This is a genomic window from Streptomyces sp. NPDC037410 (genome assembly GCF_055602235.1).
On the sequence record NZ_JBVJWR010000016.1, the window covers coordinates 91,245 to 117,623 of the forward strand.

Consider the following 26,379-nt stretch of genomic DNA (forward strand, 5'->3'; position numbering starts at 1 on the left):
CGGCGGAAGGCTCAGTCCTCGTGGCCGAGCTGGAGGTCGCGCTCGGTGCGGCCGCCGCCGGCCACCTGGAGGACGGTGGCGACGGGCGGGTACCCGGCGGCGATGACCGTGTACTCGCCGGAGGACAGGTCGATGAAGCGGAAGGTGCCGTCGGCGCCGGTGGTGAGGGTGTCGACGACGTTGCCCGCGGCGTCGAGGAGGGTGACCCGGGCGTCCTCCACGGGGCGCCCTCCCCCGGCCCGCACGGTGCCGCGGAGCACCGCGCCGCCGGCCAGTTCGATGTCCTGGCGGGTCTCGCGGGAGGCCTGGACGCTCACGGGGAGCGCGGCGGGCCGGAAGGCGGGGGCGCTGGCGGCGAGCGTGTACTCGCCCGCGACCAGTTCGCCGATGACGTAGCCGCCCTCGCGTCCGCTGCGGGTGGAGGCGACGACCTCGCCGCGTACGTCGGTGAGGGTGACGGCCGCGTCCCGTACGGGCGTGCCGTCGGCGGTGACGACGCTGCCCGCGAGCCGCCCGGCGCCGCCGAGGACCACGTCGAGCTCCACGGGCCGGTCGCCGACGGTGACGGAGACGGCCTGCGGCTGGTGCCCGCCGGCCGCGGCGATCAGGACGTACGCGCCGCCGCCGGGGACGCTCAGGGCGTAGCGGCCGTCCTCGCCGCTGGCGCCGCGGCCGATCTGCCGGCCCTGGACGTCGATGAGGGTGAGCGCGGCCCGGGGGACGCGGCTGCCGTCGTGGTGCTGGACGGTGCCGCAGACGGGCACCCCGGAGTGCGGCGGCGCGGGGGCGGCGGCCGGGGCGGTGGCCGCGTGGCGGGCATGCGGGAGGGGGGTGGTGGGGGCCTCGGTGGCGGGAGTGTGGGTCACCAGCGGTTTCTCCTTGAGGAAGAAGGCGAGGACGAGGCCGAGCACGAGGACCGGCACGAGGTAGAGGAAGATCCGCGGCATCGCGTCCGCGTACGCCTGCACGTACGCGTCGCGCAGGGCCGGCGGCAGGGTGCGGACGGTCCCCGGGGTGATCGACTCGGCCGACGGCGGTCGCGTGGCGCCGCCCTGGGCGAGGACGCCCGCGAGCCGGTCGCTCAGGGCGTCGTCGAGCCGGGAGGCGAAGAGGGTGCCGAAGACGGCGGCGCCGACGCTGCCGCCGATCTGCCGGAAGTAGTTGTGGGCGCTGGTGGCGGTGCCGAGGTCGGCGGGGCGTACGGAGTTCTGCACGGCAAGCACGAGGACCGGCATGACGAGGCCGATGCCGGTGCCGAGGACGGCCTGCCAGAGGCTGTGCTGGAGGCGCGGGGTGTCGGTGTCCATGCGGGAGAGCAGCCACATGCCGAGGGCGGAGACGGCCGCGCCGGTCACCGGGTAGATCTTGTAGTGGCCGGTGCGGCTGATCAGCTGTCCTGAGACGACGGAGGCGATGACGATGCCGCCCATGAGGGGCAGCATCAGCAGGCCGGACTCGGTGGCGCTGGCGCCCTCGACCATCTGCAGGAAGCTGGGGAGGTAGCTGGCGGCGCCGAAGAGCGCGATGCCGATGACGGCGCCGACGAGGGCGGTGACGGTGAAGACGGAGTCGCGGAACAGCCGGAGCGGGATGAGCGGTTCGGGCGCGAAGTGCTCGACGACCAGGAAGAGCGCGGCCGCGCCGCCGGCTCCCGCGGCGAGGGCGAGGATGACCCGGGAGTCCCAGGCGTACTCGGTGCCGCCCCAGCTCGTCAGCAGGACCAGGCAGGTGGAGGCGGCTGCGAGGAGCAGGGCGCCGAGGACGTCCAGGCGCGCGCGTGCGGTGGGTTTCGGGAGCTTGAGGACGGCGGCGACGACGGCGAGGGTGAGGAGCCCGAAGGGCACGTTGAAGTAGAAGCACCAGCGCCAGGAGACGTGGTCGGCGAAGAAGCCGCCGAGCAGGGGTCCGGCGACGGAGGCGAGGCCGAAGGCGGCGCCGATGAGTCCCATGTACCGGCCGCGTTCCCGGGCGGGGACGATGTCGGCGATGATCGCCTGGACGCCGATCATGAGACCGCCGGCACCGATGCCCTGGACCGCCCGGAAGGCGATGAGCTGGTCCATCGTGCGGGACCAGCCGGCGAGGCCGGAGCCGATGACGAAGACGACGATGGCGAAGAGGAAGACGCCCTTGCGGCCGAGGAGGTCGCCGAGCTTTCCGTAGACCGGCAGGCCGATGGTGGAGGTCAGCAGGTAGGCGGTGATCGCCCAGGACATCCGGTCCAGGCCGTGGAGCTCGCCGACGATCTTCGGCAGGGCGGTGGCGACGATCATCTGCTCCAGCGCGGCGAGGAGCAGCGCGAGCATGAGGCCGCAGAAGACGAGCCGGACGCGGCGGGGGTCGAGCGCGGCGGGTCCCGGCTCGGGCGGTGGGGCGAGGTCGGTGGCCGGCCCGTCCGGGGCGAGCGGATCCGCGTCCCCCTCAAGGCCTTTCACGATCGTGATCGCACCCACGTGTCTGCTCCCCTCGTCACGGCGTCTGCGCCGCGCCATTCTTCGCATTGCACCCGAAGGGGGAGCAAGTCGGGCGGTACGGGAGGACGGTGGCGATCCGGGGGATGAACGTCCCTGCGCGACGGCGCACTTGGGTCGCTCATCAGCGCGTTTACGAGAAGGCCCGCGCCCCCCGGCGCGCGGGGGCGCCGGTACGGGGGTGCGGGCGATCCACTCGAATCGGTGAACGCTCCGGGCGTTACTTCTCGACCTCGTCGGCCAGCTTGGCGAGGACGGCGTCGTAGATGCGGCCGAGGCCCTTGGGCGCGAAGGTCCGCTCGAAGAAGCCGCCGATGCCGCCGGCGCCGTTCCAGACGGTGGTGACGACGGCGCGGGACTTGCCCTCGCCGGCGGGGGTCACGGTCCAGGTGGTGACCATGGAGGAGTTGCGGTCCTTCTCGACGAGCCGGCCGTCGGTGGGCTCGCTGACCTCCAGGAGGCAGTCGCGGACGCGCTTGCTGGTGGCCTGGAGCTTCCAGTGGACGAGGGTGCCCTCGCCGTCGCCGCCCTCGCGCACCTCGTACTCGCTGAAGTGCTCGGGGAGCAGCTTCGCGCGCGTGCCGCTGTAGTCGGCCAGCGCGTCGAACACCGTCTCCGCGTCCGCGGCGATGATCCGTTCCGTGGTGGCCTCGACCTGCGCCATTGACTTCCTCCAGCTCGTGATTCCTCAGGGGGTGTGGGCCAAGCGAACCACGTGGGCTGCGGGGGGCGAAATCCGGGTTGCGACGATCAAGGGAACAGGTGTTCTATTCTGAGCGAACGGTCGAGGCAGAGCCATCGAGGAGGCGTCCATGCGCTGGGACAATCTGGGCGACACCCCTGCCGCCCCCGCCGACATCGCCCTGTTCGGCACGGAAGCGGTCACCACCCGCACCTTCGACACCCCCGAGTTCCGGGGCATCACCTTCCACGAGGTCCGGGCCCGCTCGATCCTGAACCGGGTGCCCGGCGCCTCCCGGATGCCGTTCGAGTGGACGGTCAACCCGTACCGGGGCTGCACGCACGCGTGTGTCTACTGCTTCGCGAGAAAGACCCACAGCTATCTCGACCTCGACACCGGCCTCGGCTTCGACTCCCAGATCGTCGTCAAGATCAACGCCCCGGAGCTGCTCGCCCGGCAGCTCGCCTCCGCCCGCTGGCAGGGCGCTCACATCGCCATGGGCACCAACGTCGACTGCTACCAGCGCGCCGAGGGCCGCTACCGCCTCATGCCGGGCATCCTCACGGCGCTGCGGGACCGGGCGAACCCCTTCTCGATCCTCACCAAGGGCACCCTGATCCTGCGCGACCTGGAGCTCCTCACCCAGGCCGCCCGGGTCACCGAGGTCGGCATCTCCGTCTCCGTCGGCTTCACCGACCAGGAGCTCTGGCGGACGATCGAGCCCGGCACCCCCTCACCGCAGCGCCGCCTCGACGTCGTCCGCACCCTCGGCGAGCACGGCATCGACTGTGGGGTCCTGATGGCACCCGTGGTGCCCTTCCTCGGCGACCGGCCCGAACAGCTGCGCGCGACCGTCCGCGCGATCGCCGAGGCCGGCGCGAGCTCGGTCACCCCGCTCGTGCTGCACCTGCGGCCGGGCGCCCGCGAGTGGTTCATGGCCTGGCTGCGCGCGCACCACCCGGGCCTGGTGGGGCGGTACGAGCGGATGTACGCGGACGGGGCCTACGCGCCGACCTGGTACCAGCGCCGGATCACCCGTCAGGTGCACGAGCTGGCGGCCGAGTTCGGCATCGGACCCGCCCACCGGGGCGCGGCGCGCCGGATCCCCGTACCGGAGGAGCCCGCCGCGGCGGCCGCCCCGGAGCAGCTCACCCTCCTCTGATCCGACCGGTCCGATGATCGGACCGGTCGCCTGACGCGCCGTCGGATCCGCCTCCGTTCGGGTCAACTCTCGCCGAAACCGGTCCCCTCGGCGCCGGTTCGGGACACAAACGCCCTATGACCCCACGCGCAGGAATGCTGATCGCCGCTGGAGCGCTGGTCGCCGGGACGGTCACCGTCCTGCCCGCCGCCCCCGCAGAAGCCGGCGAACCGACCCCCCGACCGCTCCCCCGGCTCGCCTGGAGCGACTGCACCACGAAGGCGTACCCCACGCTCCAGTGCGCCACCCTGAAGGTGCCGCTCAACCACGACGACCCGGCCGGGCGGAAGATCACCCTGGCCCTCACCCGCGTCCCGCACACCGCGAAGGCCTTCCAGGGCCCGCTGCTCGTGAACCCGGGCGGGCCCGGCGGCAGCGGGCGCGGCATGGCCGGGTACGTGGCGGCCTCGCTGCCCCCGAAGGTGGCCGCCGAGTACGACGTGATCGGCTTCGACCCGCGCGGGGTCGGCAAGAGCGAGCCCGCGCTCGACTGCGAGCCCGGCCACTTCAAGCCGGTGCGGCCGGACTCGGTGCCGACCGGGGCGGCGGCCGAGCGGGCGGCCGTCGAGCGGGCGCAGTCCTTCGCCGAGGCCTGCGGCACGAAGTACGCGGACGTGCTGCCGTACATCGACACCGTGAGCACCGCCCGGGACCTCGACGCGATCCGCCAGGCGCTCGGCGCACCGAAGATCAACTACCTCGGCTACTCGTACGGCACCTACCTGGGCTCCGTCTACGCGCGCCTGTACCCGGACCGGGTGCGGCGGATGGCGCTCGACTCCGTCGTCAACCCGCACGGCGTCTGGTACGAGGACAACATCGCGCAGGACTACGCCTTCGACAACCGCCACAAGGACTTCATGGCCTGGGTGGCCAAGCAGAACGCCGTGTACAAGCTGGGCACCGACCCGGCGGCGGTCGAGGCCTCCTGGTACCGGATGCGCGACGCGCTGCGCACGACCCCGGCCGGCGGCGAGGTCGGCCCCGCCGAGCTGGAGGACACCTTCCTGCCCGGCGGGTACTACAACGGCTACTGGCCCCGCCTGGCGAGCGCCTTCGCCGCGTACGTCAACGACGCGGACCCGGTGCCGCTGAAGGAGGCCTACGAGCGGTACGGGGAGGCCGACGCGGCCGCCGACAACGGCTACTCGGTCTACACGAGCGTGCAGTGCCGGGACGCGGCCTGGCCCCGCGACTGGAACGTGTGGCGCAAGGACAACTGGGACGTGCACGCGAAGGCGCCGTTCTCGACCTGGAACAACGCCTGGTACAACGCGCCCTGCGCCTTCTGGCCGGTGGACTCCCTGACCCCGCCGGACCTCACCAACGACCAGGTGCCGCCGGTCCTCATCTTCCAGGCCACCGACGACGCGGCCACGCCGTACGAGGGCGGGGTCGCCCTGCACCGCCTGATGCGCGGCTCCAGCCTCGTCGTCGAGGAGGGCGGCGGGAACCACGGGATCACCCTCGGCGGGAACGACTGCCTCGACGAGCACCTGGCCGCCTACCTGGCCACGGGCAAGGTCCCGCGCGGCGAGGGCGACACCGAGGTGGACGCGGTCTGCGCCGCGCTCCCCGAGCCCGAGCCCGAGCCGGTGACCGCGGCGGCGCCGACGACCCCGGAGAAGGCCGGCAAGCGGGCCGGCGCCCTGCGCGCGGAACCGGTCGGCGTCGCCCTCCACGGGCTCCTCGGCCACGCGCGCTGATCACCTGGAAGTCCCGCAGTGCCCGCGCCCCGCAAGGGGTCGCGGGCACTGTCAGTGGGGTGCGCGAGGATGTGGGACATGACGAGCCACCTCACCCACGTGCCCGCGCCCGACGGCCTCGCACCCAGCCCCCAGTACAGCCACGTCGTGTGGGGCACGGGCCGGTTCGTCGCGATATCCGGGCAGTGCGCCCTGGACGCCTCCGGCGCCGTGGTCGGGGAGGGCGACGCGGCGGCCCAGGCCCACCAGGTCTTCGCGAACCTGGAGCGCTGCCTCGCGGCGGCCGGCGCGGGCTTCGGGGACGTGGTGAAGCTGACGTACTTCGTCACGGACGTGGCCCACCTCCCGGCCGTGCGGGACGCGCGGGACGCCCACTTCGCGGGCGCGCCGCTGCCGGCGAGCTCTGCGGTCCAGGTGTCGGCCCTGGTCCGGCCGGAACTGCTCGTGGAGATCGAGGCGTTCGCGCTGATACCGGAGCAGGCGGCCGCGGCCCACGGCGAGGCCGGTGCGGAGCTCCGTCTGCTACGTTGACGCGCATGTTCCTCTTCCGTGCGTAGGAGTCGGCGATCCGACGACCGTGCCCAGCCGGGCCCGGTGTCCCGCCGTCCCCGCACACCCAGGCGCCGCAGGCCGCTGCCCGGCGCCTCTTCCGAGGAACTCCGTCATGTCCGTGATCTCCCCTGTCCACTCCCCCGCGCCCACGTACGCCGCGGTGCTGCGGACCCCGCACGCCCGCCGAACCTTCGGTGCGGCCCTCCTGGGGCGGCTGTGCTACGGCGTCGCCCCGCTCTCCCTGGTCCTCTCCGTCAAGGACGCCACCGGTTCGTACGCCGCGGCCGGCACGGTCATGGCCGTGTTCGGGCTGACCGGTGTCCTGCTGTCGCCCGCGCGTGCCGCCCTGGTCGACCGCTTCGGGCCGCGCCGCGCGCTCGTACCCCTGGCCGCCGGGTCCGCGCTGCTGCTCGTCGTGCTCGCGGTGGCGACGGCCCGGCCCTCGACCCCGCCGGTCGCCCTCGTGGTCCTGGCCGCCGCCGCGGGGGCGCTGCCCCCGCCGCTCGGCCCGGTGTCGCGGGCGCTGTGGAGCGGGATGCTGACCGACCGCGACCTGCTGCGGCGCGCGTACAGCCTGGACACGGTGGCGGAGGAACTCCTCTTCGTCACGGGCCCGTTGCTGGTGGGTCTGCTCGTGCGGTACGCCTCGGCGCCGGCCGGGCTCGCGGTGAGCGCCGGGCTCGTCCTGACGGGCACGCTCGCGCTCGTCACCTCACCGGTGGTGCGGGACGGGGCCGGAAAGCAGAAGCCCGGGACGCAGGAGACCGGGACGCAGAAGCCTGGAAAGCAGGAGGCCGGGACGACGGAGTCGGTCGAGGGCCGGCGCGGCGGGCCCGGAACCGGGCTGCTGAAGGCGGTGGCCGTGGCGGCCGGGGTCGGCATGTGCCTGGGCGCCGTCGAACTCCTGGTGATCGCGTTCGCCGACGCACACCACCGCCCCGGGGCGGTGCCGTGGGCGGCGGCGGCGCTCTCGGCGGGCAGCGCGGTCGGCGGCCTCGTGTACGGCGCGGTGCCGTGGCGGATGCCCACGGCCGTGCGCCTGTCGGTGCTCGCGCTCGCCCTCGGTGCGGTGCTTGCGGTGGCGGGGCTCTCCCCGCATCCGTACGCGCTGGTCGGCTGGGTGGCGCTCGGCGGTCTCTTCGTGGCGCCGGCGCTCACCAGCGCCTATCTCCTGGCCGACGAGGCCGCCGGGGAGGAGAGGCGCACCCGGGCCGGCGCCTGGGTCAACACCGCGTTCAACGCGGGCACGACGGCGGCGACGGCCGGTGCGGGTCTCCTGGTCGGGCGGCTGCCGCTGTCGGTGTGCTTCGCCGTGGCGGCGCTCCCGGCCGTTCTCGCGGCGGTCGGGACGCTGGTTCCGGCCCGCCGGCGTCCCACGTCAGTGGGTGTCGAGTCGCTGAAGTGACGTCCGGGCCGCGGCGCCGAGCCGGGGGTGCGGAAGGGCCGCCTCCAGGGCGGGGCGGGCCCGGGCGTCCCCCAGGGTGCCGAGGCCCTCGACGCAGGCGAGGCCGACGCGCCAGTGCGGGTCGTCGGCCCGAAGTCGCCGTCCGAGGACGGTGATCAGGGCCGGCGCGGACTCGGGGGCGCGGAGCTCGGCGAGCAGCCGCACGGGCAGCAGGGCGTAGGCGACGCGGAGTTCGTTGGTGGCGAGGGCGGCGGCCGCGCGCGCGGTGCGCGGGTCGCCGAGCCGGACCAGGGCGTGGGCGGCGGTGACGCAGCGCTCCGGGTCGCGGTGGTTGAGGAGGAGCACGAGGGCCTCGAAGGCCCGGGGGTCGCCGGCGACGCCGAGCGCGTAGGCGGCGATCTCCCGGGCCCAGAGCGGCTGTCCGGGCGCGGTGAGGACGCGGTGCAGTTCCTCGCGATCCCCTGTCGCGGCGCGTTCCGAGAGTTCCGTGAATGCCGCCGCGACTTCTCCGGTGTCATTCTCGATCTCGTCCCGCAATCGATCGATCATCGAGCAGAATTCCGGGTCCTCGGAGATTTCCATGAATCCGAACCCTATCCGCGATCCAGATCACACTTTCCCAACTTCCCGGGACTGGCGCGCTCGTTACCGGCCGGTTAGTCTCAGGTGAGCGGGCACCACCCGCGCTTTCCACAACGGCCTGGTGACGCAGCCGTTGTGTTCGCTGGTCGGTTCGGCAGTTTCGACGTGACTCCGGGACAGAGTCCGTCTCACCTCTCTTCAGGGCACCGCCCTCTTTTCCACGCACAGCCCCCGCACTTTCCCGCGCCTTTCGCGCGCGCACTGGCCTCAGTCGTCACTCTTCCTCTGGAGTCCCCTGATGGACACCCCTCTCTCCACCATCGCCGTCGTCGGTCTCGGCACCATGGGCACGGGTATCGCCGATGTCCTCGCCCGGGCCGGCCGTGAGGTCATCGGCATCGACATCAACGACGCCGCGGCCGCCCAGGCCGTCGCCGCCCTGGAGGCCTCCACCGCCCGCGCGGTGGCCCGTGAGCGGATCACCGAGGAGGAGCGGCAGGACGTCCTCGCCCGCTTCCGTACCTTCTCCGACCTCCAGGCGGCCGCCGACGCCGACCTCGTGATCGAGGTCGTGCCCGAGTCGTACGAGGCGAAGCAGGAGGTCTTCCGGGCCCTGGACGGGATCGTCCGGCCGGACGCGATCCTGGCCACCGGCACGAACGCCCTGTCCGTGACCCGGCTCGCCGCCGACTCGGCGCACCCCCAGCGGGTCCTCGGCCTGCACTTCTTCGCCCCGGTCCAGGCCATGAGGCTGGTCGAGGTGGTCTCCTCCGTGCTGACCGACCCGAAGGCCGTGGACGCCGTCACGCGGCTCGCCCAGGACCTCGGCAAGGAGCCGGTGGCGGTCGGCGACCGGGCCGGCTTCATCGCGGACGGGCTGCTCTTCGGCTACCTGAACCAGGCCGCGGCCATGTACGAGGCCAAGTACGCCTCCCGCGAGGACATCGACGCGGCGATGAAGCTGGGCTGCGGCCTGCCGATGGGCCCGCTGGCGCTGCTCGACCTGATCGGTGTCGACACCGCCCGTACGGTCCTGGAGGCCATGTACGCGGCCTCGCACGACCGGCTGCACGCCCCGGCCCCGATCCTCAAGCAGCTCAGCGAGGCCGGTCTGACCGGCCGCAAGGCGGGCCGCGGCTTCTACACGTACGAGGCGCCCGGCTCGGGCGAGGTGGCGCGCGACGCGCTGACCCCGCTCGCCTCCGCCGAGGCCGGCAGCGGCCGCGAGGTCCGCTCGGTCGGCGTCGCCGGCTCGGGCACGATGGCCTCCGGCATCGCCGAGGTCTTCGCGAAGGCCGGGTACGCGGTGGTGCTCGCCGCCCGCTCCCAGGAGAAGGCGGACGCCGCGAAGGCCCGGATCGCCAAGTCCCTGGCCCGCTCGGTCGACAAGGGCCGGATGACGGGCGAGGCGCGCGACGAGACGCTCGCCCTGATCACCCCGGCCGGCTCGCTCGAAGCCTTCGCCGAGGTCGACCTGGCCGTCGAGGCGGTCGCCGAGGACCTGGCGGTCAAGCAGGAGCTGTTCGGGCGGCTCGACAAGATCTGCAAGCCGGGCGCGGTGCTCGCCACCACGACCTCCTCGCTGCCGGTCATCGCCTGCGCCCGCGCCACCACGCGCCCGCAGGACGTCATCGGGATGCACTTCTTCAACCCGGCGCCGGCGATGAAGCTGGTCGAGATCGTCCGCACGGTCCTGACCGGCGACGACGTCCACGCCACCGTCCGCGAGGTGACCGCGAAGATCAGGAAGCACCCGGTGGACTGCGGCGACCGCGCCGGCTTCATCGTGAACGCGCTGCTCTTCCCGTACCTGAACAACGCGATCAAGATGGTCCAGGAGCACTACGCGACCCTGGACGACATCGACGCGGCCATGAAGCTCGGCGGCGGCTACCCGATGGGCCCGTTCGAGCTGCTCGACGTGGTCGGTCTGGACGTCTCGCTCGCGATCGAGCAGGTGCTGCACCGCGAGTTCCGCGACCCGGGCCTCGCCCCGGCCCCGCTCCTGGAGCACCTGGTGGCGGCCGGCTGCCTGGGCCGCAAGACGGGTCGCGGCTTCCGCGAATATGCCCGACGCTGAGTCCCGCACCGCCGGCTGGGGCGGACTGCTGAGTCCCCCGGGCACCGCCGGTGCCCCGGGGGCCTCCCCGCCCCCACCTGGGCACACTCCACCTCCGATGCAGTACGTTCGGACCATGCCCAAGGCCGCGAAGACACCCCGTGCCACGTCCCCGTCCGACGCTCCGGAGAGCGCGGCGGGCACCCGTGCCGCCGCACAGCGGCTCAAGATGCGCCGGGAGCTCGCCGCGGCCGCGATGGAGCTCTTCGCGACCAAGGGGTACGAGGCGACCACCGTCGACGAGATCGCGGCCACGGCCGGGGTCGCGCGGCGGACGTTCTTCCGGCATTTCCGGTCCAAGGAAGAGGCGATCTTCCCTGACCACGACGACACCCTCGTGCGGGCGGAGGCGGTGCTGAACGCCGCGCCGCCGCACGAGCACCCGCTCGACACGGTGTGCCGGGGCATCAAGGAAGTCATGAAGATGTACGCGGGGTCCCCCGCGGTCTCGGTGGAGCGCTACCGGCTCACCCGTGAGGTGCCGACCCTGCGGGAGCGGGAGATCGCCTCGGTCGCCCGTTACGAGCGGCTGTTCACCCGCTACCTCCTCGGGCACTTCGACGAGCGGGACCACCACGACGGCAACGACGACCCGCTGCTCGCCGAGGTGGCCGCGTCGGCGGTGGTCACCGCCCACAACCACGTGCTGCGCCGCTGGCTGCGGGCGGGCGGTCAGGGTGACGTGGAGGCCCAGCTCGACCACGCCTTCGCGATCGTCCGGGAGACCTTCGGCTCGGGCATAGGCGCCCGCCCGGTGCCCGCCGGGAGCGGCACCGCCGCCGTACCGGCGGAGTCGGCCGCCCCGGAGCCGCCGGCCGCCGCGACCGCGTCCACGACGGGCGACGTGGTGGTCGCCGTGGCGCGTACGGACGCTCCGCTCGACGAGGTCATGCGGACCATCCAGCAGGCGCTCAAGGGCGCCTGACACGCTCGACGAGGAGGGCCGTCCCCGGATTTCCGGGGGCGGCCCTCTGTGCGTTCCCGCAGCTCAGCCGCCATTTCGATCGATCATCGCTCATCCGTGACGGGCAGATTGCATCTGAGTGAAATTGTTGGCACGCAGTGCCTTGTCAGGTGACACGGCGTGCCATACGTTGATGTTGTCCGGGCGGCCGGAGCGCAGAGAACACACCTCGTGCTCCGGCTGTCCCCACCAGCCGACGGCCGGTGCGCCCGGACGCCTGCGTCACAGGCACCCCGCGCTCCACCACACAGCGCCGCCACCGCACCACCGAGCCGAACCGACGGCACACCTCCACAGCAGCACGTCCCGCCGTAACCCTCAGGCGTCCCTCCCTCAGGACGCTCACCGCCGGAGGCAACCCGTGAAGGAAATCCTGGCCGCGATCCAGTCGCCGGACGCCACGTCCGCCGACTTCGCGAACATCCCCCTGCCCGACTCGTACCGGGCCATCACCGTCCACAAGGACGAGCAGGAGATGTTCGTCGGCCTCGCCAGCCGCGACAAGGACCCCCGCAAGTCGCTCCACCTGGACGAGGTCGCCCTCCCCGAGCTCGGTCCCGGTGAGGCCCTGGTCGCCGTCATGGCCAGCTCGGTGAACTACAACTCGGTCTGGTCCTCGATCTTCGAGCCGGTGTCGACCTTCGCGTTCCTGGAGCGCTACGGCCGCCTCTCCGAGCTGACCAGGCGCCACGACCTGCCGCACCACATCATCGGCTCCGACCTCTCGGGCGTCGTCCTGCGCACCGGCCCGGGCGTCAACGCCTGGAAGCCCGGCGACGAGGTCGTCGCGCACTGCCTCTCGGTCGAGCTGGAGTCCTCCGACGGCCACAACGACACGATGCTCGACCCCGAGCAGCGCATCTGGGGCTTCGAGACCAACTTCGGCGGCCTCGCCGAGATCGCGCTCGTCAAGTCCAACCAGCTGATGCCGAAGCCCGGCCACCTCAGCTGGGAGGAGGCGGCGGCCCCCGGCCTCGTCAACTCCACCGCCTACCGCCAGCTGGTCTCCCGCAACGGCGCCGGCATGAAGCAGGGCGACAACGTCCTCATCTGGGGCGCGAGCGGCGGACTCGGCTCGTACGCCACGCAGTTCGCCCTGGCCGGCGGCGCCAACCCGATCTGTGTCGTCTCCTCCCCCGAGAAGGCCGACATCTGCCGGGCCATGGGCGCCGAGGCGGTCATCGACCGCAACGCCGAGGGCTACAGGTTCTGGAAGGACGAGAACAACCAGGACCCGCGCGAGTGGAAGCGGTTCGGCTCCAGGATCCGTGAGCTGACCGGCGGCGAGGACGTGGACATCGTCTTCGAGCACCCGGGCCGCGAGACCTTCGGCGCCTCGGTGTACGTCACCCGCAAGGGCGGCACGATCGTCACCTGCGCGTCCACGTCCGGCTACAACCACGAGTACGACAACCGCTACCTGTGGATGTCGCTGAAGCGGATCATCGGCTCGCACTTCGCCAACTACCGCGAGGCCTGGGAGGCCAACCGCCTGGTCGCCAAGGGCAAGATCCACCCGACGCTGTCGAAGGTCTACTCCCTGGAGGAGACCGGCCAGGCCGCGTACGACGTCCACCGCAACCTCCACCAGGGCAAGGTCGGCGTCCTCGCGCTCGCCCCGCAGGAGGGCCTGGGCGTCAGCAACCCGGAGCTCCGGGCCCAGCACATCGACGCCATCAACCGCTTCCGGAACATCTGAGGTCCCGAAGATGACAGAGCGCCAGAAGGACCGGCCGTGGCTCATGCGGACGTACGCGGGTCATTCGACCGCCGAGGCGTCCAACGAGCTGTACCGGCGCAACCTCGCCAAGGGTCAGACCGGCCTCTCGGTCGCGTTCGACCTGCCGACGCAGACCGGGTACGACCCCGACCACATCCTCGCCCGCGGCGAGGTCGGCCGGGTCGGCGTCCCCGTCTCGCACCTCGGTGACATGCGCCGGCTGTTCCAGGACATCCCCCTGGAGCAGATGAACACCTCGATGACCATCAACGCCACCGCCATGTGGCTGCTGGCGCTCTACCAGGTGGCCGCCGAGGAGCAGGGTGCGGACATCACCAAGCTCCAGGGCACCACCCAGAACGACATCGTGAAGGAGTACCTGTCGCGCGGGACGCACGTCTTCCCGCCCGGCCCCTCGCTCCGCCTCACGACGGACATGATCGCGTACACGGTCAACCACATCCCGAAGTGGAACCCGATCAACATCTGCAGCTACCACCTGCAGGAGGCCGGGGCCACGCCGGTCCAGGAGATCTCGTACGCGATGGCCACCGCGATCGCGGTCCTCGACTCGGTCCGCGACTCCGGCCAGGTCCCCGAGGACCGCTTCGGCGAGGTCGTGGCCCGCATCTCCTTCTTCGTGAACGCGGGCGTCCGCTTCATCGAGGAGATGTGCAAGATGCGCGCCTTCGGCCGCATCTGGGACAAGATCACCCTTGAGCGGTACGGCATCGAGGACGCCAAGCAGCGGCGCTTCCGCTACGGCGTCCAGGTCAACTCCCTCGGCCTGACAGAGGCCCAGCCGGAGAACAACGTCCAGCGGATCGTCCTGGAGATGCTGGCCGTCACCCTCTCCAAGGACGCCCGCGCGCGTGCCGTGCAGCTCCCGGCCTGGAACGAGGCCCTCGGCCTCCCCCGGCCCTGGGACCAGCAGTGGTCGCTGCGCATCCAGCAGGTGCTCGCCCACGAGTCCGACCTCCTGGAGTACGAGGACATCTTCGCCGGCTCGCACGTCATCGAGGCCAAGGTGGACGCCCTCGTCGAGGAGTGCCTCGCCGAGATCGACCGGATCCAGGAGATGGGCGGCGCGATGGCCGCCGTCGAGTCCGGCTACCTCAAGTCGCAGCTGGTCTCCTCGCACGCCGACCGGCGCGCCCGGATCGAGGCCGGCGAGGACAAGATCGTCGGCGTCAACATCTTCCAGTCGACCGAGGAGAACCCCCTCACGGCCGACCTGGACACGGCGATCATGACGGTCGACCCGGCCGTCGAGGCACGGGTCGTCGGCTCGATGAAGACCTGGCGCGACCACCGCTACCAGCCGCCGTTCAACCACCCGCGGCCCTGCAAGGCCCTGGAGCGCCTCAAGGAGGCCGCCAAGGGCACGGAGAACCTCATGGAGGCCACCCTGGAGTGCGCCCGCGCCGGGGTCACCACCGGCGAGTGGGCCGGGGCCCTGCGCGAGGTGTTCGGCGAGTTCCGCGCCCCGACCGGCGTCTCCTCCGCCCCGGTGGCCGTGACGGCCGAGGCGGGCACGCCGCTCGCCCTGGTCCGCGAGAAGGTGGCCAGGACCGCCGAGGACATGAACGTCGGGCGGCTGCGGCTGCTCGTCGGCAAGCCGGGCCTTGACGGGCACTCCAACGGGGCCGAGCAGATCGCCGTACGCGCGCGTGACGCCGGTTTCGAGGTGGTCTACCAGGGCATCCGGCTGACCCCCGAGCAGATCGTCGACGCCGCCCTGGCCGAGGACGTGCACTGCGTGGGCCTGTCGATCCTCTCCGGCTCGCACTCCGCGCTGGTCCCCGACGTCCTCGACCGCCTCCGTGAGGCGGGCGCCCTCGACATCCCGGTCATCGTCGGTGGAATCATTCCCAACGCCGACGCCGCAGAACTGAAGCGCGCGGGTGTCGCCGCCGTCTTCACACCGAAGGACTTCGGTATCACGGAGATCATCGGCCGTATCGTCGACGAGATCCGGCAAGCGAACAAGCTCAGCCCCCTGGAAAGTACGGAGGTCCTCGCATGACCAGCCCTGTGAACCGGCTCCGCCCCCGCCGCTCCTGCCTGGCGGTCCCCGGCTCCAACCCGCGCTTCCTCGAGAAGGCCCAGGGCCTCGCCGCCGACCAGGTCTTCCTCGACCTGGAGGACGCGTGCGCCCCGCTGGCCAAGCCCGAGGCCCGGCACACCATCGTGAAGTTCCTGAACGAGGGCGACTGGACCGGCAAGACCCGCGTGGTCCGCGTCAACGACTGGACGACCCACTGGACCTACCGTGACGTCGTCACGGTCGTCGAGGGCGCCGGCCAGAACCTCGACTGCATCATGCTGCCGAAGGTCCAGGACGCCCAGCAGATCGTCGCCCTCGACCTGCTGCTCACGCAGATCGAGAAGACCATGGGCTTCGAGGTCGGCAAGATCGGCATCGAGGCGCAGATCGAGAACGCCCAGGGCCTGACCAACGTCAACGCGATCGCGCAGGCCTCCCAGCGCGTCGAGACGATCATCTTCGGCCCGGCCGACTTCATGGCCTCCATCAACATGAAGTCCCTCGTCGTCGGCGAGCAGCCGCCCGGCTACCCGGCGGACGCGTACCACCACATCCTGATGAGCATCCTGATGGCGGCCCGCGCCAACAACCTCCAGGCGATCGACGGCCCCTACCTGCAGATCCGCAACCAGGAGGGCTACAAGGCGGTCGCGCAGCGCGCCGCGGCCCTGGGCTTCGACGGCAAGTGGGTGCTCCACCCGGACCAGGTCGCCGCCGCGAACGAGATCTTCTCGCCCTCGCAGGAGGACTACGACCACGCCGAGCTGATCCTCGACGCGTACGACTACTACACGTCCGAGGCCGGCGGGAAGAAGGGCTCCGCGATGCTCGGCGACGAGATGATCGACGAGGCCTCCCGCAAGATGGCCCTGGTCATCTCCGGCAAGGGCCGCGCCGCCGGCATGCAGCGCACCAGCAAGTTCGAGATCCCGGAGGCCTGAGTCCGATGCAGTTCGGCCGTACCTACGAAGAGTTCGAAGTCGGTGCCGTCTACAAGCACTGGCCCGGAAAGACGGTCACCGAGTACGACGACCACCTCTTCTGTCTGCTCACGATGAACCACCACCCGCTGCACATGGACGTGAACTACGCGGAGAACACGACCGACTTCAAGCGGAACGTGGTGGTCGGCAACTACATCTACTCGCTGCTGCTCGGCATGTCCGTGCCGGACGTCTCCGGCAAGGCCATCGCCAACCTGGAGATCGAGTCGCTGCGGCACGTGGCGCCGACCTTCCACGGCGACACGATCTACGGCGAGACGACGGTCCTCGACAAGACCCCGTCGAAGTCCAAGACCGACCGCGGCATCGTCTACGTCGAGACCAAGGGCTACAAGCAGGACGGCACCCTGGTGTGCGTCTTCCGCCGCAAGGTGATGGTCCCGACCGCCGAGTACATCGACGCGCGCGGCGGCGAGCAGCCCGGCCGCCCCGAGCTCATCGAGCCTTCCAAGAAGTCGGAGAAGTAAGCCATGGCGCGACTCGCCCAGACCCACGGTCTGACCGATGTCCAGCAGGAGATCCTCGCCACCGTCCGGGACTTCGTCGACAAGGAGATCATCCCGGTCGCGACGGAGCTCGAGCACCGCGACGAGTACCCGCAGCAGATCGTCGACGGGCTCAAGGAGCTCGGCGTCTTCGGCCTGATGATCCCCGAGGAGTACGGGGGCCTGGGCGAGTCGCTGCTCACCTACGCGCTGTGCGTGGAGGAGATCGCCCGCGGCTGGATGTCGGTCTCCGGCATCATCAACACCCACTTCATCGTGGCGTACATGCTCAAGCAGCACGGCACCCAGGAGCAGAAGGAGTACTTCCTTCCGCGGATGGCGGCCGGCGAGACGCGCGGCGCCTTCTCGATGTCGGAGCCGGGCCTCGGCTCGGACGTGTCGGCGATCACCTCGAAGGCCGTCAAGGACGGCGACGAGTACGTCCTCAACGGCCAGAAGATGTGGCTGACGAACGGCGGAACGTCAACGCTGGTGGCCGTTCTCGTCCGAAGTGACGAAGGACACCCGGAGGGCACGGCCCCCCACAAGTCGATGACGACCTTCCTCGTCGAGAAGGAGCCCGGCTTCGGAGAGGTCCGTCCGGGCCTCACGATCCCCGGCAAGATCGACAAGATGGGGTACAAGGGCGTCGACACGACCGAACTCATCATGGACGGACTGCGCATTCCGGCCAATCGTGTGCTCGGCGGGGTCACCGGCCGAGGGTTTTACCAAATGATGGACGGCGTCGAGGTCGGCCGCGTGAACGTGGCGGCCCGTGGTTGCGGTGTCGCGCAGCGTGCTTTCGAACTGGGCGTCTCTTATGCCCAGCAACGTCACACTTTCGGCAAGGCGATCGCCCAGCACCAGGCGATTCAGTTCAAGCTGGCCGAGATGGCTACCAAGGTCGAGGCCGCCCATGCCATGATGGTGAATGCAGCACGCAAAAAGGACTCCGGGGAACGAAACGACCTCGAAGCAGGGATGGCGAAGTACCTCGCCTCCGAGTACTGCAAGGAGGTCGTCGAGGACGCCTTCCGCATCCACGGTGGATACGGGTTCTCGAAGGAGTACGAGATCGAGCGCCTCTACCGCGAGGCCCCGATGCTGCTCATCGGTGAAGGTACCGCCGAGATCCAGAAAATGATCATTGGTCGGCGACTGCTCGAGGAGTACCGATTCCAGGGCTGATTGCCAGGTTTGGGTCGATTCGGCCGCGAAGAAGATCACACCCCGTGTTCGTCTTCCGGCCGTCGACTCGGTTCCTGGCTTGCCCAGTTGCGCCCCGCAACCGATAGCATCGCCGGAAAGCCGCCGTCCCCCTGTTGCCAGTGCGGCATCATCCGCTACGAAGGTCATCCATGCCCCACAGCCAAACCTCTGCACACCGCGACAGCCCCAAGGGCGTACGCATCGCACGCGGAGCATCGCCGTGGCTTCTGCCGACCGTCGCCACCGCGGCGCTCAGCCTCGTGCGCGCCCGGAAGTCGAAGCGCGCCGCGGCCATCGCCGTGCCGACCACCGCTCTCGCGGCCGGCATGCTGTGGTTCTTCCGCGACCCCGAGCGCGAGATCGCTCAGGGCCGGGTCATCTCCCCCGCCGACGGTGTGGTGCAGAGCATCATGCCGTGGAAGGACGGACGCACCCGGGTCGCCATCTTCATGAGCCCGCTGAACGTCCACGTCAACCGCGCGCCGCTGGCCGGCACGGTGACGTCCGTGGAGCACATCCCGGGCGGGTTCGTCCCGGCGTTCAACAAGGAGAGCGAGAACAACGAGCGCGTTGTCTGGCACTTCGACACCGAGCTCGGCGACATCGAGATGGTCCAGATCGCGGGTGCCGTCGCCCGGCGGATCGTGCCGTACATCCCGCAGGGCACGAAGGTCGAGCAGGGTGACCGCATCGGTCTGATCCGCTTCGGCTCGCGCGTCGACATCTACCTCCCCGAGGGTGTCGAGGTCGCGGTCGAGGTCGGCCAGGCCACCACCGCGGGGGTGACTCGCATTGACCGTGATTGATCCCGACACACGGACTGCCGACTGGGCCGCCGACGCCGAGGCGGAGGCGGCCGAAGAAGCCGAGGAGATGCCGCTGTCGCTGAGGCTGTCCATAGCGGACGCCCTCACGCTCGGTAACGCCACGTGCGGCTTCATGGCGGTGTACTTCACCACCACCGGCATCCTCATCCCGCACCTCACCGGCAGCAGCGAGAGCGGCATGGCGCGCAACAGCGCCGCCACCGCCGTGATCCTCATGCTGGCCGCGGCGATCTTCGACCTCTTCGACGGCATCGTGGCGCGCAAGCTCCGCAGCTCGCCGATGGGCGCCGAGCTCGACAACCTGTCGGACCTCATCAGCTTCGGTCTGGCCCCGGCCTACTTCGTGCTCGTGTACGGCATGGTCGCGGACGACGCGCAGCAGAAGGTCTCGGCGGTCGCCGCGATCGTGGTCCTCCTCGCGGTGGTCCTGCGGCTGGCCCGCTTCTCGTGCGTGACGATGAAGGACGGCATGTTCCAGGGCATGCCGAGCCCCTTCGGCGCGCTGACGGTCGTCTCGATCATCCTGCTCGAGCTGCCGTTCATCCCGACCCTGCTCGCGATCATCGGCACGGCGTGGCTGATGGTGAGCCGGGTGGAGTACCCGAAGCCGCGGGGTGTCCTCGCGGCGGCCATGCTCAGCTGGATCGTCGGAGCGATGGCGATGCTGGCCGCGTGGGCGTTCGACGCCCCGGGCGGTCAGATCCTGCTCCAGACCGGCTGCGCGCTCCAGGTCGTGATGGGCGCCGTGATCCCCCTCTTCGCGACGGCCCGCCGGGTGAACACCTTCCGCGGCAACCGGCGTGAGAGCCGGGAGGCGCGGGCGGCCCAGCTGCCGTAGCGGACGGCGTACGAAGGGCCCGGGAGGCGATCCGCCTCCCGGGCCCTTTCGCATGCCCTGGAGCTGTTCGAAGCAGAGCGTGGCGGCCCCCCGACCACCAGTCCCCCACCGCCGCGTGGGCAATCGCCCCAGCGGAACGATTGCCCACGACGGGCGGAGCGGGTCCTACGACAGGAAGTCGCGTGCGATGTTCGAGGCCGACATTTCGAGGAGCGGGCCCGCGTTCGCGATGCACTTCGCCGTGTCCGGTTCGAGGTCCGTGAGGGGGTAGGCGCGGCGGATGCCGGCCGTGCCCAGGGCCTCGGGCGGGAGGGCGAGGCGGCCGCAGACCGCGACGACCTCCTTGCCGGCGGCACGGGCGGCGGCGGCGACGCCGGCCGGGGCCTTGCCGTGGAGGGTCTGCTCGTCGAGGGAGCCCTCGCCGGTGATGACGAGGGTCGCGCGCTCAAGGGCGGGCGCGAAGCCGAGGACCTCCAGCATCAGCTCGATCCCGGGCCGGAAGCTCGCGCCGAGGATGAGCGCGCCGTACCCGATGCCGCCCGCACCGCCCGCACCGGGCGCGACGGCCGCTTCGGCGGCGCGCGGCCCGACGGCCTTCTCCAGGACCGTGGCGAAGTGGGCGAGGGCCGCGTCGAGGGTGCGGACGTCGTCCGGCGTGGCGCCCTTCTGGGGACCGTAGACGGCGGGCGCGCCCTTGGGTCCGGTGAGCGGGTTGTCGACGTCGCTCGCGAGGATCAGGTCGACGGAGGCGAAGCGGGGGTCGAGCCCGCTGAGGTCGGCCGTGGCGAGCTCGGCGAGGGCCGCGCCGCCGGGTCCGACGGGCTCGCCGGCCGCGTCGAGGAAGCGGGCGCCGAGCGCGGCGAGCATGCCGGCGCCGCCGTCGGTGGTGGCGCTGCCGCCGACGCCGAAGACGAGGGTGGTCGCACCGGCGTCGAGGGCGGCGCGGAGCAGCTCTCCGGAGCCGTACGTGGTCGCCGTGAGAGGCGCGAACACGCCGGTCGGGAGCAGCTGGAGGCCCGAGGCCTCCGCCATCTCGACGACCGCGGTGGTGCCGCGCAGCGCGTACGCCGCGGTGACCGGCTCGCCGAGCGGGCCCGTCACGCGGACCTCGCGCCGCTCGAAGCCGGCCGCGACGGCCGCCGCGACGGTGCCGTCGCCGCCGTCGGCGACGGGCAGTGTCTCCACCGTGAGCTCGGGGACGACCCGCCGCAGTCCTGCTGTGACCCGCTCCGCGACCTGCACGGCCGTGAGCGAGCCCTTGAACTTGTCGGCCGCCACGAGCACGTGAGCGACCTGAGTTGCTGCTCCGTCCGTCACCTTGCATCCCTTGCTTTCGAACGTGCAGTCGCGCCGAGGCAGACCCTATCCGTACGTCCAGACGGCGTGCCACCCCCTGATAAGGGGATATTCCGCACCATAGTGGGGTCGCATGAGCGCGGAAAAGATCATTCCGGACGGCAAGGTCATCGGGATCGGGGTGGCGGCCGTGATCGCGGTCGTCGGCTGGGCGGCGCTGGGCGGGGATTCCTTCGACAGCGCCTCCTCCTCGGCCCTGAGCTGGGTGTTGTCGAATTTCGCCTGGCTTTTCGTGGTCGCCGCGGACACCTTTCTGGTGCTGTGCGTGGTGATCGCGCTGAGTCGTTTCGGCCGGATCAGGCTGGGCCCGGACGACTCGGAGCCGGAGTTCACGAACCTGGCGTGGATCGCGATGATGTTCAGTGCCGGAATGGGCATCGGGCTGATGTTCTACGGGGTCGGGGAGCCGCTGACGCATTTCCTGAGCCCTCCCCCGGCGACCGGGGTCCCGCCGGAGTCGGGTGCGGCGGCCAGGACGGCCCTGGAGTACTCGTTCTTCCACTGGACGCTGACCCCGTGGGCGATCTACGGCATCGCGGGCCTCGCGCTCGCGTACGCGGGTTTCCGCAAGGGCCGGGGGAACCGGCTGAGCTCCGCCTTCGTGCCGCTGATGGGGGCGCGCCGGGCGGCGTCCTGGCCGGGCAAGGCGATCGACCTGCTCGCGGTGTTCGCGACCGTGTTCGGCACGGCGACGAGTCTGGGGCTCGGCGCCCTCCAGGTCGCGGAGGGGCTGAACCTGACGATGGGCGTGAGGAACTCCACGGCCACGCAGCTGATCATCATCGTGGCGCTGTCGGCGGCGTTCGTGCTGTCGGCGTTCTCGGGTCTCCACAAGGGCGTGAAGTGGCTGTCCACGCTGAACATCGTGCTCGCGGCCTGCCTGATGGTCTTCGTGTTCCTGCTGGGCCCGACGGTCTACATCCTGGACACGATCCCGGCCTCCGTCGGCGGCTACCTCTTCCAGCTGCTGCCGATGGCCAGCCGGACGGGCGCGTTCACCGACCGTGCCTGGCTGGGCACGTGGACGATCTTCTACTGGGCGTGGTGGCTGTCCTGGGCGCCGTTCGTCGGCACGTTCATCGCCCGGATCTCGCGCGGCCGGACGATCCGCGAGTTCCTGGTGGGCGTGCTCCTCGTGCCGTCGGGGGCGACGGTGGTGTGGTTCTGCGTGATGGGCGGGACCGCGATCCGGCTCCAGTCGACGGGCGCGGCGGATCTGGCGACGGCGATGAAGGACGGCGCCGAGGCCTCGCTCTTCGCGATGCTGGAGGCGCTGCCGATCGGGACGGTGACGTCGGTCCTCGCGATGCTGCTCGTGATGACGTACTTCATCACGAGCGCCGACTCGGCCTCGCTGGTGATGGGTTCGCTGACGAGCCGCGGCTCGCTGCATCCGCCGACCTGGCTCGTGGTGACCTGGGGTGTCCTGATGGCCGCCGTGGCGGCGGTGCTGCTCGTGGCGGGCGGTCTGAGCTCCCTGCAGACGGCGACGATCCTGGTGGCGCTGCCGTTCGTGGTGGTGATGCTGGTGCTGTGCTTCGCGCTCCTGAAGGAGCTGCGGGAGGATCCGGGCGCGGGTCCGGCCCGGCACCCGGCGATGCACGGGCTGCGGGACGCGGTGCGGAGCCTGGTCGGGGAGGCGATGACCGAGCAGGCCGGCGACCGGCGCCCACGGCCCCGGGAGGCGGCGGAGGCCCGTACCGGAGCGGAGCCGCCCGAGGACTGACGGTCGACGCGCGCGGGGGCGGCCGGGGTCCAGGCCCCGGGTGTACCCGGCTTGCCGGGTCCATGCCCCCGCCCGCGCCCGGCCGCAGGGTCCGTGCCTCGGCGTGCGCCCGGCGGCAGCGTCCGTGCCCCGGCGCGCGCCGGGCCGTCTGATTCGGTACACCGGAGGTATGGGGTTCGCACACGGGGAGCTCGGGGACCGGATCCTGGGCGGCTGGACGGGCCGGATCGCCGGGAACATGCTGGGCAAGCCCGTGGAGCGCGGGGACCACTGGACCCGGGACCGCATCGACGCGTACCTGCGGCTGACCGGGGCGCTCCCGCTCACGGACTACCTCCCTCCGCCGCCGCCCGGGGCGGAGGGCTTCGAGCTGCGGCCCGAGTGGGAGCGGTGCGTGCGGGGCGGGATCGACGGCAGCTGCCGGGACGACGACGTCGACTGGTCGGTCCTGGGCCTGCACCTGCTGGAGACGCGCGGCTTCGCGTTCACCACCGAGCAGGTCGGCGAGGAGTGGCTGCTGCGGCTGCCGTACCTGCAGACGTTCACGGCGGAGCGGGTCGCCTACCGGAACCTCGCCGACGGGCTGCGGCCGCCGCTGACGGCCACGTACGACAATCCGTACCAGGAGTGGATCGGCGCGCTGATCCGGGCCGATGTGTACGGCTGGACGTGTCCGGGCGACCCGCGCCGCGCCGCCTCGCTGGCCCGCCGGGACGCGGTCCTCTCGCACACCGGGAACGGCGTGTACGGGGCGATGTGGGCGGCCGCCCTCATCGCCGCGGCCTTCACCGCGCCGGACGTGCGCTCCGCCCTGGAGGCCGGCCTGGAGCGGGTGCCGGCGAGCAGCCGGCTGGCCAGGGCCGTACGGGGCACGATCGCGCTGTACGAGTCGGGACTCGGCTGGTCGGAGACCCTCGCCGAGCTCGCGGAGCGGACGGCGGGCCTCGGCTGGATCCACACCGTCCCGAACGCGGCCGTCCTCACGGCCGGACTCCTGTACGGGGAGGGGGACTTCACCCGGACGATCACGCTCACCGTCCGCGGCGGCCTGGACACCGACTCCAACGGGGCGACGGCGGGCTCGGTGGCCGGGGTCCGCTGCGGCGCGGCCGCGATCCCGCCGCAGTGGTCGGAGCCCCTGCGCGACCGGGTGCGCAGCGCCGTCTTCGGCTTCGACGGGATCCGCGTCAGCGAACTGGCGGAACGGACGCTGCGGTTGGCCGAGCAGGTCTGAGAATCCCGTACGTCAGCCCTGCGGGGGCTCCGGTGGGACGATCTCGCCGGTGCGCTGCGGTTCGTCCCGGCTGACGGCGCGTGCCTCGGTGCGGTGGCCGCGGGCGATGTAGTCGCGGACCACCGCCTCGACGGCGTCCTGGGGGTTGCCGATGCCTGCCAGGACCATGACTTCCACGACGAGTTCGGCGTCGAGACCGATGTTCACCTTGGCCATGGCGGGAACCTAACATCCCGCTCAGAACAGGGCGTCCGGTTCCGCCGTACCCGATTCGAAGGCGAGGAGCCGCTGCTTGCGGTCCAGGCCGCCGCCGTAGCCGGTGAGGCTTCCGCCCGCGCCGATCACCCGGTGGCAGGGGACGATGATGCCGACGGGGTTCTTGCCGTTGGCGAGGCCCACGGCCCGGGAGGCGCCGGGGCTGCCGAGCTCCTCGGCGAGTTCTCCGTACGTCCGGGTCTCCCCGTACGGGATGCGCAGGAGCTGCTCCCAGACGCGCAGCTGGAACGGGGTGCCGACGAGGTTCAACGGCAGGTCGAACGCGGTGAGTTCGCCCGCGAAGTAGGCGTCGAGCTGGCGGATCGCCTCGCCGAAGGGGCGCGGGTCGGGCTCGCCGAAGGTCTCCTCGGGCGGGCGGTGCCGCTGGCCGGTCATGTGGAGGCGGCTGAGGACGCCGTCGACGGCGACCAGGGTCAGCGGGTCGTAGGGGCTGTCCACGACGGTGTGCTGGACGACGGGCATGGGACGGGGTCCTTTACGCGGGCAGGAGGTTGATCGGGTGGTCGTCGGTCGCCCAGAGGTACTGGACGGCGTAGGCCCGCCAGGGGCGCCAGTGCGCGGCGCGGGCCGTGAGCGCGGCCGGGGTGCCGGGCAGTCCGAGGCCTTCGGCGGCGCGGCGGACACCGAGGTCGCCGGGGAGGAAGGCGTCGGGGTCGCCGAGGGCCCGCATGGCGATGACCTCGGTGGTCCAGGGGCCGAAGCCGGGCAGGGCGAGCAGCCGGGCGCGGGCCTCCTCGCGGTCGTCGGCGGGGCCGAGCGGGAGCGTGCCGTCGGCGAGGGCCCGGACGAGGGTGAGGAGGGTGGTGCGGCGGCTGCGCGGCAGGGCGAGGCTCTCGGGGTCGAGGGCGGCGAGCGCCTCGGGGCCGGGGAAGAGGTGGGTGAGCCCGCCCTCGGGGTCCTCGACGGGGACGCCGTGCGCGGTGACGAGGCGGGCGGCGTGGGTGCGGGCGGCGGCGGTGGAGACCTGCTGGCCGAGGACGGCCCGTACGGCGAACTCGGCGGGGTCGACGGTGCCGGGCACCCGGCGGCCGGGCGCCTTGCCGACCAGCGGGGCGAGCAGCGGGTCGGCGCGGAGGCGCTCGTCGACGGCGACGGGGTCGGCGTCGAGGTCGAGGAGCCGGCGGCAGCGGCTGATCGCGTGGGTGAGGTCGCGCGGGTCCGTGAGGAAGAGGCGGCAGGCGATGTGGTCGGGTCGCGGGGCGAGGGAGACGATGCCGTGTCCGTACGGGAGGCTCAGCGTCCGCCGATAGGCGCCGTCGCGCCACTCCTCCACGCCGGGGACGGCGGTCGCGGCGAGGTGGCCGAAGAGGTTGGAGGGTTCGAGGGGGGCGCGGAACGGCAGCCGGAGGCTGATGACGCCGGGGGTGGCGGCCGCCCCGAGCGGTGCCCGGCGGGTGGCGCGGGCGCGGAGCTCGCCGGGGGTGAGGGCGAAGACCTCGCGGACGGTGTCGTTGAAGGTGCGGATGGAGGAGAAGCCGGCGGCGAAGGCGATCTCGCCGAAGGGCATCGGGGTGGTCTCGATGAGCAGCCGGGCGGTCTGGGCGCGCTGGGCGCGGGCCAGGGCGAGGGGTCCGGCGCCCAGCTCGGCGAGGAGCTGGCGTTCGATCTGCCGGGTGGACCAGCCGAGCCGCCGGGCGAGGCCGGGGACTCCCTCGCGGTCGACGACGCCGTCCTGGATGAGGCGCATGGCGCGGGCGACGGCGTCGGCACGGACGTTCCACTGGGGCGAGCCGGGGCTGGTGTCGGGCCGGCACCGCTTGCAGGCCCGGAATCCGGCGCGCTGGCAGGAGGCGGCGCTGGGGTGGAACTCCATGTTCTCGGGCTTGGGCGGGACGGCGGGGCAGCTGGGCCGGCAGTAGATCCGGGTGGTGCGGACGGCGGTGAAGAACACGCCGTCGAAGCGCGCCTCCTTGGACTGGACGGCCCGCACGCAGCGCTCGGTGTCGGTGTGCATGGTTCCAGGATCGGGGAC

The 26,379-nt window shown here is 71.8% G+C and carries 22 protein-coding genes; 15 read left to right on the forward strand and 7 right to left on the reverse strand.

Annotated features, from left to right (window positions below; genetic code table 11):
* Positions 1–11 precede the first annotated feature (11 nt).
* Together ACZ7HT_RS25475 and ACZ7HT_RS25480 are read right to left on the reverse strand one after the other, a co-directional pair.
* A complete protein-coding gene (locus ACZ7HT_RS25475; protein ID WP_471170088.1) occupies positions 12–2,453 on the reverse strand; it encodes an MFS transporter in 2,442 nt (813 codons plus the stop codon).
* A gap of 238 nt (positions 2,454–2,691) precedes the next feature.
* Complete coding sequence (locus ACZ7HT_RS25480; RefSeq protein ID WP_471170091.1) at positions 2,692–3,135, reverse strand: SRPBCC family protein; 444 nt, start codon at positions 3,133–3,135, stop codon at positions 2,692–2,694.
* 148 nt (positions 3,136–3,283) lie between these two features.
* On the opposite strand from ACZ7HT_RS25480, the gene ACZ7HT_RS25485 reads away from it, so the two are divergent.
* The 4 genes from ACZ7HT_RS25485 (at position 3,284) to ACZ7HT_RS25500 (ending at position 8,017) form a co-directional block, all read left to right on the forward strand.
* A complete protein-coding gene (locus ACZ7HT_RS25485) occupies positions 3,284–4,315 on the forward strand; it encodes an Rv2578c family radical SAM protein (RefSeq protein ID WP_471170094.1) in 1,032 nt (343 codons plus the stop codon).
* Between the two features lie 116 nt (positions 4,316–4,431).
* Positions 4,432–6,060, forward strand: coding sequence for an alpha/beta hydrolase (locus tag ACZ7HT_RS25490; protein ID WP_471170097.1), 1,629 nt, complete (start codon positions 4,432–4,434; stop codon positions 6,058–6,060).
* 78 nt (positions 6,061–6,138) lie between these two features.
* Positions 6,139–6,591 carry a RidA family protein gene (locus ACZ7HT_RS25495; protein ID WP_471170100.1) on the forward strand — a complete coding sequence of 151 codons (453 nt, stop codon included), beginning with the start codon at positions 6,139–6,141 and terminating at the stop codon, positions 6,589–6,591.
* 133 nt (positions 6,592–6,724) lie between these two features.
* Positions 6,725–8,017 carry an MFS transporter gene (locus ACZ7HT_RS25500; RefSeq protein ID WP_471170103.1) on the forward strand — a complete coding sequence of 431 codons (1,293 nt, stop codon included), beginning with the start codon at positions 6,725–6,727 and terminating at the stop codon, positions 8,015–8,017.
* Here the strand turns inward: ACZ7HT_RS25500 and ACZ7HT_RS25505 are convergent.
* Positions 7,991–8,599 (reverse strand): HEAT repeat domain-containing protein, encoded by a 609-nt coding sequence (locus ACZ7HT_RS25505; RefSeq protein ID WP_471170106.1) that lies wholly within the window; start codon positions 8,597–8,599, stop codon positions 7,991–7,993. The two genes, ACZ7HT_RS25500 and ACZ7HT_RS25505, sit on opposite strands and share 27 nt — an antisense overlap.
* Positions 8,600–8,897: 298 nt before the next feature.
* On the opposite strand from ACZ7HT_RS25505, the gene ACZ7HT_RS25510 reads away from it, so the two are divergent.
* The 9 genes from ACZ7HT_RS25510 to pssA all read left to right on the forward strand — a co-directional run bounded on the left by ACZ7HT_RS25510 (position 8,898) and on the right by pssA (position 19,815).
* Complete coding sequence (locus ACZ7HT_RS25510) at positions 8,898–10,679, forward strand: 3-hydroxyacyl-CoA dehydrogenase family protein (protein ID WP_471170109.1); 1,782 nt, start codon at positions 8,898–8,900, stop codon at positions 10,677–10,679.
* A gap of 115 nt (positions 10,680–10,794) precedes the next feature.
* Complete coding sequence (locus tag ACZ7HT_RS25515) at positions 10,795–11,643, forward strand: TetR family transcriptional regulator (protein ID WP_471170112.1); 849 nt, start codon at positions 10,795–10,797, stop codon at positions 11,641–11,643.
* A 400-nt stretch (positions 11,644–12,043) separates the two neighbouring features.
* Positions 12,044–13,381: a crotonyl-CoA carboxylase/reductase gene (gene ccrA / locus ACZ7HT_RS25520; RefSeq protein ID WP_471170115.1), complete on the forward strand. Its 1,338-nt coding sequence runs from the start codon at positions 12,044–12,046 to the stop codon at positions 13,379–13,381.
* A 10-nt stretch (positions 13,382–13,391) separates the two neighbouring features.
* A complete protein-coding gene (locus tag ACZ7HT_RS25525; RefSeq protein ID WP_471170118.1) occupies positions 13,392–15,428 on the forward strand; it encodes a protein meaA in 2,037 nt (678 codons plus the stop codon).
* Positions 15,425–16,390: an HpcH/HpaI aldolase/citrate lyase family protein gene (locus ACZ7HT_RS25530; RefSeq protein ID WP_015037486.1), complete on the forward strand. Its 966-nt coding sequence runs from the start codon at positions 15,425–15,427 to the stop codon at positions 16,388–16,390. Before ACZ7HT_RS25525 ends, ACZ7HT_RS25530 begins: the two co-directional genes overlap by 4 nt.
* Before the next feature lie 5 nt (positions 16,391–16,395).
* Positions 16,396–16,920: a MaoC family dehydratase gene (locus ACZ7HT_RS25535; protein ID WP_116158043.1), complete on the forward strand. Its 525-nt coding sequence runs from the start codon at positions 16,396–16,398 to the stop codon at positions 16,918–16,920.
* A 3-nt stretch (positions 16,921–16,923) separates the two neighbouring features.
* The gene (locus ACZ7HT_RS25540; RefSeq protein WP_017236794.1) at positions 16,924–18,129 is read left to right on the forward strand and encodes an acyl-CoA dehydrogenase family protein; all 1,206 of its coding nucleotides are present in this window, start codon (positions 16,924–16,926) and stop codon (positions 18,127–18,129) included.
* Between the two features lie 170 nt (positions 18,130–18,299).
* Complete coding sequence (locus ACZ7HT_RS25545) at positions 18,300–18,956, forward strand: phosphatidylserine decarboxylase (protein WP_116158044.1); 657 nt, start codon at positions 18,300–18,302, stop codon at positions 18,954–18,956.
* The gene (gene pssA, locus ACZ7HT_RS25550; protein ID WP_471170349.1) at positions 18,949–19,815 is read left to right on the forward strand and encodes a CDP-diacylglycerol--serine O-phosphatidyltransferase; all 867 of its coding nucleotides are present in this window, start codon (positions 18,949–18,951) and stop codon (positions 19,813–19,815) included. Before ACZ7HT_RS25545 ends, pssA begins: the two co-directional genes overlap by 8 nt.
* A 165-nt stretch (positions 19,816–19,980) precedes the next feature.
* Here pssA and ACZ7HT_RS25555 read toward each other — a convergent pair whose 3' ends face one another.
* Entirely contained in the window at positions 19,981–21,132 is a 1,152-nt protein-coding gene (locus ACZ7HT_RS25555; protein ID WP_471170123.1) for a glycerate kinase, read from the reverse strand.
* A 112-nt stretch (positions 21,133–21,244) separates the two neighbouring features.
* Between ACZ7HT_RS25555 and ACZ7HT_RS25560 the strand changes: the two genes are divergently transcribed.
* Both ACZ7HT_RS25560 and ACZ7HT_RS25565 read left to right on the forward strand, forming a co-directional pair.
* Entirely contained in the window at positions 21,245–22,897 is a 1,653-nt protein-coding gene (locus ACZ7HT_RS25560) for a BCCT family transporter (RefSeq protein ID WP_471170126.1), read from the forward strand.
* A gap of 169 nt (positions 22,898–23,066) precedes the next feature.
* The gene (locus tag ACZ7HT_RS25565) at positions 23,067–24,131 is read left to right on the forward strand and encodes an ADP-ribosylglycohydrolase family protein (protein WP_471170129.1); all 1,065 of its coding nucleotides are present in this window, start codon (positions 23,067–23,069) and stop codon (positions 24,129–24,131) included.
* A 12-nt stretch (positions 24,132–24,143) separates the two neighbouring features.
* On the opposite strand, the gene ACZ7HT_RS25570 is transcribed toward ACZ7HT_RS25565, so the two are convergent.
* From ACZ7HT_RS25570 to ACZ7HT_RS25580, 3 genes are read right to left on the reverse strand one after another with little or no spacing between them, the layout of a single operon-like run.
* A complete protein-coding gene (locus ACZ7HT_RS25570; RefSeq protein WP_093873280.1) occupies positions 24,144–24,347 on the reverse strand; it encodes a type II toxin-antitoxin system VapB family antitoxin in 204 nt (67 codons plus the stop codon).
* Positions 24,348–24,368: 21 nt separating this feature from the next.
* Positions 24,369–24,869, reverse strand: a complete 501-nt coding sequence (locus ACZ7HT_RS25575; protein ID WP_471170132.1) for a methylated-DNA--[protein]-cysteine S-methyltransferase — start codon at positions 24,867–24,869, stop codon at positions 24,369–24,371.
* Positions 24,870–24,882: 13 nt separating this feature from the next.
* Complete coding sequence (locus ACZ7HT_RS25580) at positions 24,883–26,361, reverse strand: AlkA N-terminal domain-containing protein (RefSeq protein ID WP_471170135.1); 1,479 nt, start codon at positions 26,359–26,361, stop codon at positions 24,883–24,885.
* Between the last annotated feature and the right edge of the window lie 18 nt (positions 26,362–26,379).